Genomic DNA, 13075 nt, shown 5'->3' with positions numbered 1-13075 from the left:
GACGGTGGCCGGTGCCGCTGGGCTCAGGCAGCCGCCGCGCGCCGGGCTGCGCCGGGCAGCTCCACCAGCGTCCGCCCATGGTGATCGAGCAGGCGCAGCGCGCCGTCATGATCTTCGGCCAGCGCGGTCAGGCTCTCCACCCAGTCGCCGTCGTTGGCGTAGACCAGGCCATCGCGCTCGACCAGCGCCGCACGGTGGATGTGCCCGCAGATGATGCCGTCCAGGCCGCGCCGGCGCACGTCGTCCAGCCCGGCCTGCACGAAGCGCTCGATGTAGCGCTCGGCCGCACCACTGCGCTTCTTGAGGAATTCCGACAGCGACCAGTAGCGCATGCCCAGCCGGCGGCGTACCGCGTTGAGCGCCTGGTTGCCGGTCAGGATGCGGTAGTACAGCCAGTCGCCGAACTTTTCCTGCAGGCCGCCGAAATGGGTGACACCGTCGTAGTCGTCACCATGGGCGACCAGCAACCGTCGCCCGTCGGCGGTCACGTGGATCGCGCGACGGCGCACCTGCATCGCCGGCAGCATCAGCCCGCAGACATGGCGCAGCGAGGCATCGTGATTGCCGGGGATGTAGATGATCTCGGTACCGTTGCGACGCAGTGCATGCAGCGCCTGGATGACGTCGCTGTGCGACTGCCGCCAGTTGGCGCGGTGATGCGCCATCCACCACAGGTCGATGATGTCACCGACCAGGTACAACCGTTCACAGCGCAGCTGGGCGAGAAACACGGCCAGTTCGGCCGCATGGCAATGGCGCGACCCCAGATGCACGTCGGAGACGAACACGGCGCGACGGTGTGGCGACAACGTCGCCAGCGCGCTCATGCCTGCGCTCCGGCATCACGCAGGTAGCGCTTGCGCTTGTGCGGTCGGATCGCGCACAGGTCCACCTCGATCAGACCGTCGATCGAGTCGCTGAACGCCGGGTCGACACCGAACGCAAGGAAGCGCGCGCCACCGGGCTCGCACAGGTCGGTGTACTGGCGGTACAGGGTCGGCACGCCGGTCCCGAGTGCGGCCAGGTTGGCCCTCAGGACATCGAAGGCTGCGCCCGCATCCAGTTCGCCGAAACTGGGCGGTGCCGCGAAGTACTGGAAGGGCCGGTTCGACTCGGCCAGGCCGGCGATGCCGCCGTAGTAGCGCTGGTAGTAGGCCACCAGTTGCTCGCGCGCATCGCGCGGCAGCGCCGCACTGATCGATACCGCACCGAACAGGTAGCGGATGCCGGGCCGGCACTGCAGGTAGGCGCCGATTCCCTGCCACAGGTAGTCCAGGCTGCGGCTGCCCCAGTAATCGGGCACCACGAAGCTGCGGCCCAGCTCCAGCCCCTCGGCGATATGGGTGATGGCATCGTCGGAATAGCGGAACAGCGACGCGCTGTAGAGCCCTGCCAGTCCGCGCCGGGCCAGCGCGTGCGCGCCCCGCATGATGCGGTACGCGCCCGCGATGCGCTGCGCGGCAGCGTCCCAGATCACGATGTGCTCGTACTGCGGATCGAAGGCGTCCAGGTCGCGGCTGTGGCCGGTACCCTCGCCCACCTGGCGGAACGTCAGCTCGCGCAGGCGTCCCAGTTCCAGCAGCAGCGGCGAGTCGGCGCTGCAACTGGCCAGCAGGATCTGCTTGCCGTCGGCGGTCTGTCCGAGCCGGACAGCGCCAGCGATGGCGGCCGCCACCTGCGACGGCGGCACCGGTGCGGCCAGTGGTTCGGGGCCGGCACCGGCAGTCTCGCCGGGGCGCAGGTCGCGGCCCAGCGCATACACCGCGCGCCGTACCGCCAGCAGCTGTTCGCCCGGGTCGCCCTGTCCCAGCTGCATCGGTTCACCGACGCGCAACCGCAGCGGCCGACCACGCCGCGCGAACATCTCGCGCGCCAGCAGCGCGGTGCCGGCTGGCTTGAACAGGGTCGAGGCGCCGTAGAACAGGGCCGAATTGCGTGCCTCCACCCTCACCGGCAACACCGGGGCGCCGGCGGCCCGGGCGAACCTGACGAACCCGCGCTGCCAGCGACCATCACGGATGCCGCGCAACGACAGCCGGGATACCTCGCCGGCCGGAAACACGATCACGCACTGCTCGGCGGCCAGCGCCTGCTCCACCGCCTGCAGGCTGCCGCGCTGGACCTTGCCGCCGAGGATGCGGACCGGCAGCAGCAGGTCCTGCAGGGGGCCGATGGCGCCCAGCAGATCGTTGGCCACGATCCGCACATCGCGGCGGATGCGGCCGACCGCGTCCAGCAGCGCCAGCGCGTCGAGTGCACCGGAAGGATGATTGGCCACGATCAGCAGACGGCCCGTGGCCGGAATGCGAGCCAGGGCGGCCGGATCCACCTGGTACTGGCCGTCCAGGAACTCCAGTCCGGCGGCCACGAAGCCGAATCCGCGCACGTCCGCGTTGCGCCGCAGGAAGTCCTCCACCCGGTCCAGCCGCGACCAGCGACCGACACTGCGCAGCAGTGGCCGCGCGAGCTGGCCGCGGCGGCCGTGGAACCACTCCGGAAAGCGTTGCTGCAGACGCTGTTCGAGTTCCTGCATGGCGTGCTCACTGATACCCGGCGGCCGGATTGGCCGACAGCCTGCGCCTGGCACGCGGCAGGCAGATGGCGGTTTCGGGGCAGAACGATGACGGCCGGTCCCGCTCCGGCAACGCCGGAACCGCCCCTTCCCCCCCGCAACACGGCCTTGCGGCAATGGGCACGCCAGTGGAACACTGCCTGCGCACCGTGTCCTGCAGACGCCCGCCAAGCCTTGTGCCAGAGGGCACGTCACCTTAACCACCGGCAACCCGTACGGGTTCACAATGCACAGGCGGCGCACCCCGTGTATGATGCGCGCCCATCTTTCCATCCGAATCAAGGGATATTAAGCCTGATGTCCAGCTACCTGTTCACCTCCGAATCGGTCTCCGAAGGCCATCCGGACAAGATTGCCGACCAGATCTCCGACGCGGTGCTGGACGCGATCCTGACCCAGGACCAGCGCGCCCGCGTGGCCTGCGAGACCATGGTCAAGACCGGTGTGGCCATTGTTGCCGGTGAGATCACCACCAGCGCCTGGATCGACCTCGAAGCGCTGACCCGCAAGGTCATCCTGGACATCGGCTATGACAGCTCCGACGTCGGCTTCGACGGCGCCACCTGCGGCGTGCTGAACCTGATCGGCAAGCAGTCGCCGCACATCGCCCAGGGCGTGGACCGCAAGAAGCCGGAAGAAATGGGCGCGGGCGACCAGGGCCTGATGTTCGGCTACGCCACCAACGAGACCGACAGCTACATGCCGGCCGCGATCCACCTGTCGCACCGCCTGGTCGAGCAGCAGGCCAAGATCCGCAAGAAGAAGAACTCGCCGCTGTCGTGGCTGCGCCCGGACGCCAAGAGCCAGGTCACCCTGCGCTACGAGAACGGCGAAGTGGCCGCCATCGACGCGGTGGTGCTGTCCACCCAGCACGCCCCGGGCATCAAGCAGAAGGACCTGATCGAGGCCGTCCGCGAAGAGATCATTAAGCCGGTGCTGCCGGCCAAGTGGCTGCACAAGGGCACCAAGTTCCACATCAACCCGACCGGCAAGTTCGAGATCGGCGGCCCGGTGGGCGACTGCGGCCTGACCGGCCGCAAGATCATCGTCGACACCTACGGCGGCTGGGCCCGTCACGGTGGCGGCGCGTTCTCCGGCAAGGATCCGTCCAAGGTTGACCGCTCGGCCGCCTACGCTGCCCGCTACGTCGCCAAGAACGTGGTTGCCGCCGGCCTGGCCGACCGCTGCGAAGTGCAGGTCTCCTACGCCATCGGCGTGGCCGAGCCGACTTCGATCTCGGTCACCACCTTCGGCACCGGCAAGATCAGCGACGACAAGATCGAGAAGCTGATCCGCAAGCACTTCGACCTGCGCCCGTACGGCATCATCAAGATGCTGGACCTGATCCACCCGATGTACCAGCAGACTGCGGCCTATGGCCACTTCGGCCGCAAGCCGAAGGAGTTCAGCTACCTCAACGGTGCCGGCGAGACGGTCAACGCCACGGCCTTCTCCTGGGAGAAGACCGATCGTGCCGCCGCCCTGCGCGCCGATGCGAAGCTGAAGTAAGAAACACGAAGGGCCGCGCAAGCGGCCCTTCTGCTTTCTGTAGAGCCGAGCCCATGCTCGGCTTTCTTTTGCCTGCGCCGAGAGCAGCCGAGCACGGGCTCGGCTCTACACGAGCTGCGCCACGCCGATACAATCGGTGCATGTCGACCGAACTCAAAACCCACCAGCTGTCCATGACCGTGCTGATGTCGCCGGAGATGGCCAACTTCTCCGGCAAGGTCCACGGCGGCGCAATCCTGCGCCTGCTCGACCAGGTTGCCTACGCCTGTGCCAGCCGCTACGCCGGCAGCTACGTGGTCACCCTGTCGGTGGACCAGGTGATGTTCCGCCAACCGATCGCGGTGGGCGAACTGGTGACGTTCCTGGCCTCGGTGAACTACACCGGCACCTCGTCGATGGAGATCGGCATCAAGGTGGTGGCCGAGGACATCCTCAAGCGCAGCGTGCGCCACGCCAACAGCTGTTTCTTCACCATGGTGGCGGTGGACGAAGAGGGGCGGCCAACGCCTGTCCCCCCGCTGCAGCCCGCCAGTTCGGACGAAAAGCGCCGGCAGGCCGCCGCGCTGATCCGGCGCCAGCTGCGGCAGGAAATGGAGCAACGGCACCTGGAACTGCTGGCGTCCAATCCGCCTTCGCCTGAAGAATGAGAGCGTGCGGGGCAAGCCCCGCACCCACCGAAGCGGGTAGCGCCGGGCCATGCCCGGCGGATGCACTCACCCGGTATTCTGCACGCCCTGCGAAACACCATTCACGCAGGCCACCAGCGCGCGCAGCAGTTCTTCGTCCTCCCGCCCGCTTGTGCGCCAGCGCTGCAGCAGGTCCACCTGCAGCACGCTGATCGGATCGACATAGGGATTGCGCAGGCGGATCGACAGCGCCAGTCGCGCATCGTGCTCCAGCAAGGTCTGCTGGTCCATCAGTGCCAGCAGCCAGCGGCGGGTCAGCGCCAGTTCGTGCTGGATCTGCGGGAAAAAGCGCCCGTGCAGGTCACCGGAGAGACGCGAGAACTGTTCGGCGATGGTGATATCGCCCTTGGACAGCACCATTGCGATGTCGTCCAGGAAGGTGCGGAAGAACGGCCAGTCGCGCGCCATGTCGCGCAGGACAGGTTCATGGCCGGCATCCACCGCCGCCTGCAGGCCGCTGCCCACGCCATACCAGCCGGGAATCACCGCGCGGGCCTGGCTCCAGGCGAATACCCACGGGATCGCACGCAGGTTGCCCAGTGCCGCATCCTGGCCGAGACGACGCGACGGCCGTGAACCCAGCGTCATCCGCTCGATCACATCGATCGGCGTCGCCGTTCGGAAGTAATCCATGAAACCGGCCTGGCCGACGAAGGCGCGATAGACCTCGCTGCTGGCGGCGGCGACCACGTCCATCACCGGTCGCCAGCCCTCCTCGCGAGGTTCCGCGGCACGCGGACGCAGACTGGCCCGCAGCACCGCACCGGTGGCCTGCTCGAGCGATCGCAGCGCCAGCGCGCGGATGCCGTACTTGCGGTGGATCACCTCGCCCTGCTCGGTCACGCGCAGGCGACCATCGATGCTGCCACGTGGCGACGCGTCCACCGCGTGCGTGGTCTTGCCACCGCCCCGGCTGATCGAACCACCACGGCCGTGGAAGAAGGTCAGGCGGATGCCGGCCTCCGCCGCCACGTCCAGCAGTTCCACCTGCGCACGCTGCAGGCCCCAGCGCGAGGCGGCGATGCCGCCGTCCTTGCTGCTGTCGGAGTAACCCAGCATCACCATCTGCACATCACCGCGTGCCCGCAGATGAGCGCGATAGACCGGATCGGCCAGCAGGTCGCGCAGCGTCGCGGTACCGCGCTTGAGATCGTCCACCGTCTCGAACAGCGGTGCGATGTCCAGCGGCACCGCGCCGTCCTCGTCAGCCAATCCGCCACGGCGCGCCAGCGCAAGCACGGCCAGCACATCGCTGCGATCATGTGCCATCGAGATGATGTAGCTGCCCAGCGCCTCGCTGCCATGCCGCGCGCGCGCGTCGGCCAGCGCCGCGAACACCGCATCCAGTCGCTGGTTGCCCTCGTCGTCACCCACCGGCAGCGGCTGCTCGCCGCTGGCGTGTGGGCCGAGCAGGCCTGCGCGGGCCAATGGATCCAATCCTTCCCAGGCCGCTTCGCCGCCCAGCACCGCCGCCAGCGCGCGCGCATGCACGCTCGATTCCTGCCGCACGTCCAGCCGCGCCAGATGGAAGCCGAACGTCTTCACCCGCCACAACAGTCGCTGCACGGCGAATCCGCCGGCATGCTCGCCACGGTTGGCACGCAGGCTGTCGAGGATCAGCTGCAGATCGTCGATCAGCTCGTCCGGGCCTGCATAGGCTCCCTCTGCATCGTCCAGGGTGGCCTGCAGGCGCGCACGCATGCGGTCGTTGAGCAGCCGGTACGGCATGTCGGCGTGCCGCGGGCGCGACTGCACCTTCGGCAACAGCTGCTGGTAGTGCGACACGCGCGCCTGCAGCGCATCGCTCACGCCCACCCGCTCGGTGGACTGGCTGAGCAGGCTGGCCAGCTGCAGCAGTTCCTTCTGGTAGCGCCCCAGCACTGCCTGTCGCTGGGCATCGAGCGTGCTGCGGATGGTGCGGGCGTCCACGTTCGGGTTGCCGTCCATGTCGCCGCCCACCCATGTGCCGAAACGCAGCAGGCGCGGCAGCGCCAGTTCTTCGCCATAGGTATCACGCAGCGCCTGCTGCAGGGATTCGTACAGCACGGGTATCACCCGGTACAGCACCTGCACCAGATAGAAGCCGACATGCTCGCGCTCGTCATCGACCGTCGGCCGCACCGGCGAGGAGTCGGTGGTCTGCCAGGAAGCGGTCAGCGCCATGCGGAAGCGTGCAGCATCCGCTGCCGCCTCGCCCGGCGTGCGCTGGCCGTCGAGGTTGTCGACCAGGCTGGCCACCATCAGCTGCTCTTTCTCCAGCAGTGCGCGGCGCACGGCTTCGGTCGGATGCGCAGTGAACACCGGTTCGATATCGATGCGCGGCAGCCACTGCGCCAACTCATCCAGCGTCACGCCCTGCGCCTTCAGGTGCTGCAGCGCATCCTGCAGGCCATCCGGCTGCGGCGCGGCAGTACCGGCGCGCTGGTAGTCGCGGCGGCGGCGGATGCGGTGCACGCGCTCGGCAATGTTGACCACCTGGAAGTAGGTGCTGAATGCCCGCACCATCGTCTCGGCCTGCTGCGGCGTACGACCGGCCAGGCCATCGGCCAGCTCCGACAGCGGCGCCTGGTTTTCGCGGCGGGCGATGGCCCGCGTGCGCACATCCTCGACATCGTCGAGGAAGGTTGCCGAAACCTGCTCGACCAGCAGGTCGCCGACCAGCGCGCCGAGCCGGCGCACGTCATCGCGGAGCGGAAGATCGGGAGAAGCAAACTCGATGCTGCTGCGGTACTCGTTCATCGGCGACGCACGGGCCTCGGTCAACGGATCCTGGATCCAAGCCTATCCCAGATCGGGGGCTGTGCTGCGATGCAGAAATGGTTTCATCTGCATGCAACGCCAGCGCTGCCGATGTGGAATGCAACCGCGTCGGGGCGGCCCCCTCGCAGGGGCCGCCGGCATGCACGTGTCAGCGCTTCTTCTTCGCCTTGCCCGAGGCTGCCGGGCCGATGGTCTGCTCCAGCCAGCGCTCGCTCTCGGCCAGCATGGTCATGATCGATTCGCGTGCACGATAGGCGTGTGATTCGTTCGGCAGCATCACCAGGCGCGCCGTCCCTCCGAGTCCCTTCACCGCGGCGAACATGCGCTCGCTCTGCATCGGGAAGGTGCCGGAATTGTTGTCATCCACGCCGTGAATGAACAGGATCGGATCCTTGATCCGGTCCGCATAGTTGAACGGCGCCATCTTCTGATACACGTCCTGCGCCTGCCAGTAGTTGCGCTCTTCGGCCTGGAAGCCGAACGGCGTCAGCGTACGGTTGTAGGCACCACTGCGGGCGATGCCGGCCTTGAACAGGCGCGTATGCGCAAGCAGGTTCGCGGTCATGAACGCACCGTAGGAATGGCCGCCGATGGCGATATGGTCGCGGTCGGTCACGCCACGGCGCACCACTTCGTCCACCGCAGCCTGGGCATTGGCCACCAGCTGTTCGATATAGGTGTCGTTGGGTTCCTTGTCGCCCTCGCCGATGATCGGCATCGAAGGACTTGCCAGCACCACATAGCCCTTGGCCAGGAAGGCCTGCGGGCCCCAGTAGCTGATCGCGTTGAAACGGTACGGCGAATCGGTGACCTGGCTGGCGGCCGCGGCGCTCTTGAACTCGCCCGGGTAGGCCCACATCAGCAGCGGGCGCGGGCCGTCGCGCGTGGGATCGTAGCCCGGCGGCAGCAGCAGCGTGGCCGTGAGGTCCACGCCGTCGGCACGCTTGTAGCGGATCTGCTCCTTCTGCACGCCCTTGAGCTGCGGCAGCGGATGCGGGAAGTGGGTCAGCGCGCGCGATGCCGCGCCGGCATCGGTGAGCGACTGCACATGGAAGTTGGTCGGCTCGTCCGGGCTTTCACGGCTCAGCAGCAGCGAGCTGCCCTGGTTGTCCAGCAATGCCACCGGCACCGAATAGTTCGGCGCCTGCGAGTGGAACAGGCGGATGGCCTTTCCGCTGGCGATGTCGAAGCGGTCCACGAACGGACGGTCACCTTCCGGCGAAGCACCGGCACCAACCAGATACAGGCTGCCACCATCGGGGCTGGTCTGCAGCAGCGAGCGGCCGCGATCGTCGCTGGACAGCTGGGGCCGGCCAGGATCGGAATAGCGGTCCTGCGCATCACGATCCCACAGCAGGCGCGGCTCGGCACCGGCGTTGTCCGGGGCAATCAACCAGGTCTTGGTCCTGCGGGTCTTCCACCACGACTCGGTGAGCAGGGCCAGGTCGCCACGGCCCCAGCTGATGCCGGCCAGACGGCTGCCGAGCTGGGCCAGCGTCACCGGCGGCCTGTCGAACGGGGCGGCCTGCATCAGCACCGCGTCGCGCACCTTGGCGTCGCGGTTCGGATCACCACCGTCCTGGGCTTCGGCCCAGACCAGTGTGGCATCGGCATCGCCGCGCCAGCTGATGTCGCGCACGCCGGTCACTTCGGCGTCGTTGCCGGTCGGCAGGCCTTCCACCAGCGGGCGCACGGCCACGGTGTGCACCAGTTGGCCGCTGGCACGGTCGATCACTTCAATGCGGCGCGGGAAGCTGCTGACCGGCACCACATAGGAGTACGGCCGCTGCACCGGCTGGCGCAGCACGAAGCGGCCATCCGGCGACACCGAGAAGCCCATGAAGATGCCCGCCGCGCCGATCGCGCGGGTGCGGCCATCCAGGCTGACTTCCATCGGCTGGGTGGTGGCGTAGTAGTCGAACTGGCGCGCGTCGGCCTCGTTCTTCAGCAGGTCCTGATAGGTACGGATCGACACCACGCCGCCGCCCTGGCTGGTCTGCTGCACGGCGGGGCCGGTGGGAATGCCGTCGGCGGCCGGGGCGGCGCCGAGGTTGGCCGGGCGGGTGAACACCACCAGACCACGGCTGTCCGGCAGCCACTGGTAGCCGCTGCCGATCACCGTGTTCAGGCCGGCGACCAGGCGACGGGCGCTGCCGGCGGCCACATCCACCAGCCATAGTTCGTTGGCGCCGCTGGCGGCGTCGACCTGGTTGAAGGCCAGCCACTTCTGGTCCGGCGACCATGCCAGGCTGGCAATCGACAGCGTGCCCGGCAGGCCGCTGATCTGCCGCTCCCTGCCGTCGGCCACGCTCATCAGCCACAGCTTCTCGCCGAAGCTGAAACGGCTGTCGGAGAACGTGCGCGGGTTGATGCGCAGGCCTGCCAGCTTCAGTTCCGGCTGGGCCACCACCTGGATCGACGGCAGCGACGGCATCTGCATCAGCGCGGCCACATCGCGGCGCGGCGACAGGTACAGCGAGGGCGCACGCGGGGCGTCGACCACCGCCTGCAGCTCGGCCGAGGGCAGCTCGTAGCCGTTTGCCCCCTGGGCCTGGGCCGCCGCAGGCTGCGGCGCTGCCGCCCAGGCCAGCGGGGCCACCGCCAACAGGGCCATGGACAGGACCAGGCCGGTCAAGCGCCGGTTGCGGCGTACATGCGTGCTCATCGTTCCACCTGAGGGTGCGTTAAAACCCGACCTTAACAGTCCGTGCACAGGCGCCCATCTGCCGATGGTTGGGTCACGCCGATGAAACACCGGGCGCGCGATATAATGGCCGTTCTCCCCTCCCGAGGGGCGCTGCGACCGGACCCCCATGAGGCCGGCCAGGCTCGGTGAGGTGGCTCTGTAACAACGGCGCCCGGCTAGATGCGAGCACCCGCTCGCCCACAACCGGAGCTACTGCATGAACGCTGTTGCCAAGACCTTCTCCACCGAAGGCGATTACAAGATCCGCGACATCACCCTGGCCGACTGGGGCCGCAAGGAACTGGACATCGCCGAGCATGAAATGCCGGGCCTGATGTCGATCCGCCGCAAGTACCAGGCCGAGCTGCCGCTGAAGGGCGTGCGCGTGACCGGCTCGCTGCACATGACCATCCAGACCGCGGTGCTGATCGAAACGCTGAAGGACATCGGCGCCGACGTGCGCTGGGCCTCGTGCAACATCTTCTCGACCCAGGACCATGCGGCTGCGGCCATCGCCGCCACCGGCACCCCGGTGTTCGCCTGGAAGGGCGAGACCCTGGAAGAGTACTGGGACTGCACCCTGGACGCGCTCACCTTCACCCTGGCCGACGGCACCCTGACCGGTCCGGAGCTGGTGGTCGATGACGGTGGCGACGTCACCCTGCTGATCCACAAGGGCTACGAGCTGGAAAACGGCAGTGACTGGGTCAACACCGCCTCCTCCTCGCACGAGGAACAGGTCATCAAGAACCTGCTCAAGCGCGTGGCCAAGGAGCGCCCGGGTTACTGGGGCCGCGTGGTCAAGGACTGGAAGGGCGTCTCCGAAGAGACCACCACCGGCGTGCACCGCCTGTACCAGCTGGCCCAGGCCGGCACCCTGCTGATTCCGGCGATCAACGTCAACGATTCGGTCACCAAGAGCAAGTTCGACAACCTGTACGGCTGCCGCGAGTCGCTGGCCGATGGCCTGAAGCGTGCCATGGACGTGATGCTGGCCGGCAAGCTGGCCGTGGTCTGCGGTTACGGTGACGTCGGCAAGGGCTGCGCCGCCTCGCTGCGTGCCTACGGCGCACGCGTGGTCGTGACCGAAATCGATCCGATCTGCGCCCTGCAGGCAGCGATGGAAGGCTATGAAGTCAACACCATCGAATCGACCCTGGGCCGTGCCGACCTGTACGTCACCACCACCGGCAACAAGGACATCATCCGCATCGAGCACCTGAGCGCGATGAAGGACCAGGCGATCGTCTGCAACATCGGCCACTTCGACAACGAGATCCAGGTCGATGCGCTGGTGTCCTACCCGGGCATCAAGCACGTGAACATCAAGCCGCAGGTCGACAAGTACGTCTTCCCGAACGGCAATGCGATCTTCCTGCTGGCCGAGGGCCGCCTGGTGAACCTGGGCTGTGCCACCGGCCACCCGAGCTTCGTGATGTCCAACAGCTTCGCCAACCAGACCCTGGCACAGATCGACCTGTGGGCGAACAAGGACAGCTACGAGAAGAAGGTCTACCTGCTGCCGAAGAAGCTGGACGAGGAAGTGGCACGCCTGCACCTGGAGAAGATCGGCGTGAAGCTGACCACCCTGACCCAGGAACAGGCCGACTACATCGGCGTGCCGGTGGAAGGCCCGTTCAAGCCGGACCACTACCGCTACTGATGCCGCGCCCGGGGTAACGGAAGCAGAAAGAACGGGCGCCTTCGGGCGCCCGTTCTGCATTCGGCACGCCGGTAGCGCCGGGCCATGCCCGGCGGGTACAGGGCGCCTGCTCATCGACACGCAGGCAATACGATCTCCACGCCACCGGGCATGGTCCGGCGCTACCAGATCATGGCAACAGCCTCGGTCAAGGCAGCCGCGTCGCCCCACGCTACGATGCGCCCATGACTCCGGCCATCACCCTGCTCAAGCGCGAGAAGATCGCCCACACCGTACGCAGCTACGTGCACGATGCCCACGCCGAATCGTATGGTGGCGAGGCCGTCGACAAGCTGGGCCTCGATCCGGCACAGGTATTCAAGACCCTGCTGGCCAGCACCGAAACCCACGAGCTGCTGGTGGCGATCGTGCCGGTGGCCGGCCAGTTGGACCTGAAGGCGTTGGCGGAAGCAGCCGGCTGCCGGAAGTGTGAGATGGCCGCTGCCGACGCCGCCCAGCGCGCCACCGGCTACGTGGTCGGTGGCATCAGCCCGCTCGGGCAGAAGAAGCGCCTGCGCACGTTCCTGGATGCCAGTGCGCAGGTGTTGCCCAGCCTGCATGTCAGCGCCGGGCGTCGTGGACTGGAAGTGGAACTGGCGCCGGCCGACCTGCTGCGCCTTACGGCCGGCCATTACGCCGCCATCGGCAAGGCCCGCTGATGCGCTGGCCGTGGTCCGCAGCGCCGATACCCCGGCTCGACGATGCACAGGCCGACGTGCTGCTGCAGGATCTGCTGTCGCGCGACGCCAGCCGCATCACCGACGCCGCGCGTACGGTTGCACGGTTGTTCACCCCCTCCTCGCTGGAAGCTCTGGCATCGCACGCCGACCTGATCGAGCGACACTGCCAGCCCGTCGAACTCGGCGGCATGCTGGTCAGCAACCAGGCGCACCTGAAGGCGGCGCTGCGACGATTGCGCTACTGGAAGGCGCACGAGGGTTGCCTGTGCGCGCTCAACCCCACCTACCCGTTCTTCGATCCCCGGCGCCTGATTGAACAAAGCCACATGCAGCTGCTCTCGTTGCAGGAGGCCGAGGATGGTTGGGGCGATTGCCACATGGTCGCCTGTGCACACTGCGGCCAGCACTGGCAGGCAATCGACCGCGAATACCATTACCCGTGGTGGGAATGGCTTTCCGGCTGAGCGCGGCCGGACGCAC

Annotated in this window: 9 protein-coding genes and 1 riboswitch; of the genes, 5 read left to right on the top strand and 4 right to left on the bottom strand. The window is 67.7% G+C overall.

The genetic code is table 11. The features are described from left to right. Window positions 1–23: 23 nt before the first annotated feature. Complete coding sequence (locus N8888_RS02970; protein ID WP_074901785.1) at window positions 24–827, bottom strand: UDP-2,3-diacylglucosamine diphosphatase; 804 nt, start codon at window positions 825–827, stop codon at window positions 24–26. Continuing rightward, on the bottom strand, window positions 824–2533 hold the full coding sequence (locus tag N8888_RS02965; RefSeq protein WP_263177393.1) for a bifunctional ornithine lipid synthase OlsF: 1710 nt from the start codon (window positions 2531–2533) through the stop codon (window positions 824–826). The genes N8888_RS02970 and N8888_RS02965 overlap by 4 nt, the downstream gene beginning before the upstream one ends. A gap of 336 nt (window positions 2534–2869) precedes the next feature. Here N8888_RS02965 and metK point away from each other — a divergent pair, with 336 nt between their 5' ends. Then, window positions 2870–4081, top strand: coding sequence for a methionine adenosyltransferase (metK, locus tag N8888_RS02960; protein WP_053516433.1), 1212 nt, complete (start codon window positions 2870–2872; stop codon window positions 4079–4081). 140 nt (window positions 4082–4221) lie between these two features. Further along, complete coding sequence (locus N8888_RS02955; protein WP_053516435.1) at window positions 4222–4728, top strand: acyl-CoA thioesterase; 507 nt, start codon at window positions 4222–4224, stop codon at window positions 4726–4728. 66 nt (window positions 4729–4794) lie between these two features. Here N8888_RS02955 and ppc read toward each other — a convergent pair whose 3' ends face one another. Both ppc and N8888_RS02945 read right to left on the bottom strand, forming a co-directional pair. Then, entirely contained in the window at window positions 4795–7506 is a 2712-nt protein-coding gene (ppc, locus tag N8888_RS02950; protein WP_263178329.1) for a phosphoenolpyruvate carboxylase, read from the bottom strand. A gap of 169 nt (window positions 7507–7675) precedes the next feature. Next, window positions 7676–10192: a S9 family peptidase gene (locus N8888_RS02945; RefSeq protein WP_263177391.1), complete on the bottom strand. Its 2517-nt coding sequence runs from the start codon at window positions 10190–10192 to the stop codon at window positions 7676–7678. Between the two features lie 118 nt (window positions 10193–10310). After that, window positions 10311–10394, top strand: a riboswitch (S-adenosyl-L-homocysteine riboswitch). 36 nt (window positions 10395–10430) lie between these two features. Between N8888_RS02945 and ahcY the strand changes: the two genes are divergently transcribed. From ahcY to N8888_RS02930, 3 genes are all read left to right on the top strand, one after another. After that, window positions 10431–11876: an adenosylhomocysteinase gene (gene ahcY / locus N8888_RS02940; RefSeq protein ID WP_065182797.1), complete on the top strand. Its 1446-nt coding sequence runs from the start codon at window positions 10431–10433 to the stop codon at window positions 11874–11876. Between the two features lie 224 nt (window positions 11877–12100). Continuing rightward, on the top strand, window positions 12101–12574 hold the full coding sequence (gene ybaK / locus N8888_RS02935) for a Cys-tRNA(Pro) deacylase (RefSeq protein WP_053516440.1): 474 nt from the start codon (window positions 12101–12103) through the stop codon (window positions 12572–12574). Next, complete coding sequence (locus N8888_RS02930; RefSeq protein ID WP_262217945.1) at window positions 12574–13059, top strand: hypothetical protein; 486 nt, start codon at window positions 12574–12576, stop codon at window positions 13057–13059. The genes ybaK and N8888_RS02930 overlap by 1 nt, the downstream gene beginning before the upstream one ends. The last annotated feature ends 16 nt before the right edge of the window (window positions 13060–13075 follow it).

This window comes from Stenotrophomonas maltophilia (genome assembly GCF_025642255.1).
Taxonomy (GTDB): Bacteria; Pseudomonadota; Gammaproteobacteria; order Xanthomonadales; family Xanthomonadaceae; genus Stenotrophomonas; species Stenotrophomonas maltophilia_P.
Note: the sequence above shows the minus strand (reverse complement) of the source record. Positions and strands in the feature narration are given on the sequence as shown.

Coding starts and splice junctions, on each gene's coding strand:
- N8888_RS02970 (WP_074901785.1), bottom strand. CDS start 827: ATGAGCGCGCTGGCGACGTTGTCGCCACACCGTCGCGCCGTGTTCGTC.
- ahcY (WP_065182797.1), top strand. CDS start 10,431: ATGAACGCTGTTGCCAAGACCTTCTCCACCGAAGGCGATTACAAGATC.
- metK (WP_053516433.1), top strand. CDS start 2,870: ATGTCCAGCTACCTGTTCACCTCCGAATCGGTCTCCGAAGGCCATCCG.
- ppc (WP_263178329.1), bottom strand. CDS start 7,506: ATGAACGAGTACCGCAGCAGCATCGAGTTTGCTTCTCCCGATCTTCCG.
- N8888_RS02930 (WP_262217945.1), top strand. CDS start 12,574: ATGCGCTGGCCGTGGTCCGCAGCGCCGATACCCCGGCTCGACGATGCA.
- N8888_RS02965 (WP_263177393.1), bottom strand. CDS start 2,533: ATGCAGGAACTCGAACAGCGTCTGCAGCAACGCTTTCCGGAGTGGTTC.
- N8888_RS02955 (WP_053516435.1), top strand. CDS start 4,222: ATGTCGACCGAACTCAAAACCCACCAGCTGTCCATGACCGTGCTGATG.
- ybaK (WP_053516440.1), top strand. CDS start 12,101: ATGACTCCGGCCATCACCCTGCTCAAGCGCGAGAAGATCGCCCACACC.
- N8888_RS02945 (WP_263177391.1), bottom strand. CDS start 10,192: ATGAGCACGCATGTACGCCGCAACCGGCGCTTGACCGGCCTGGTCCTG.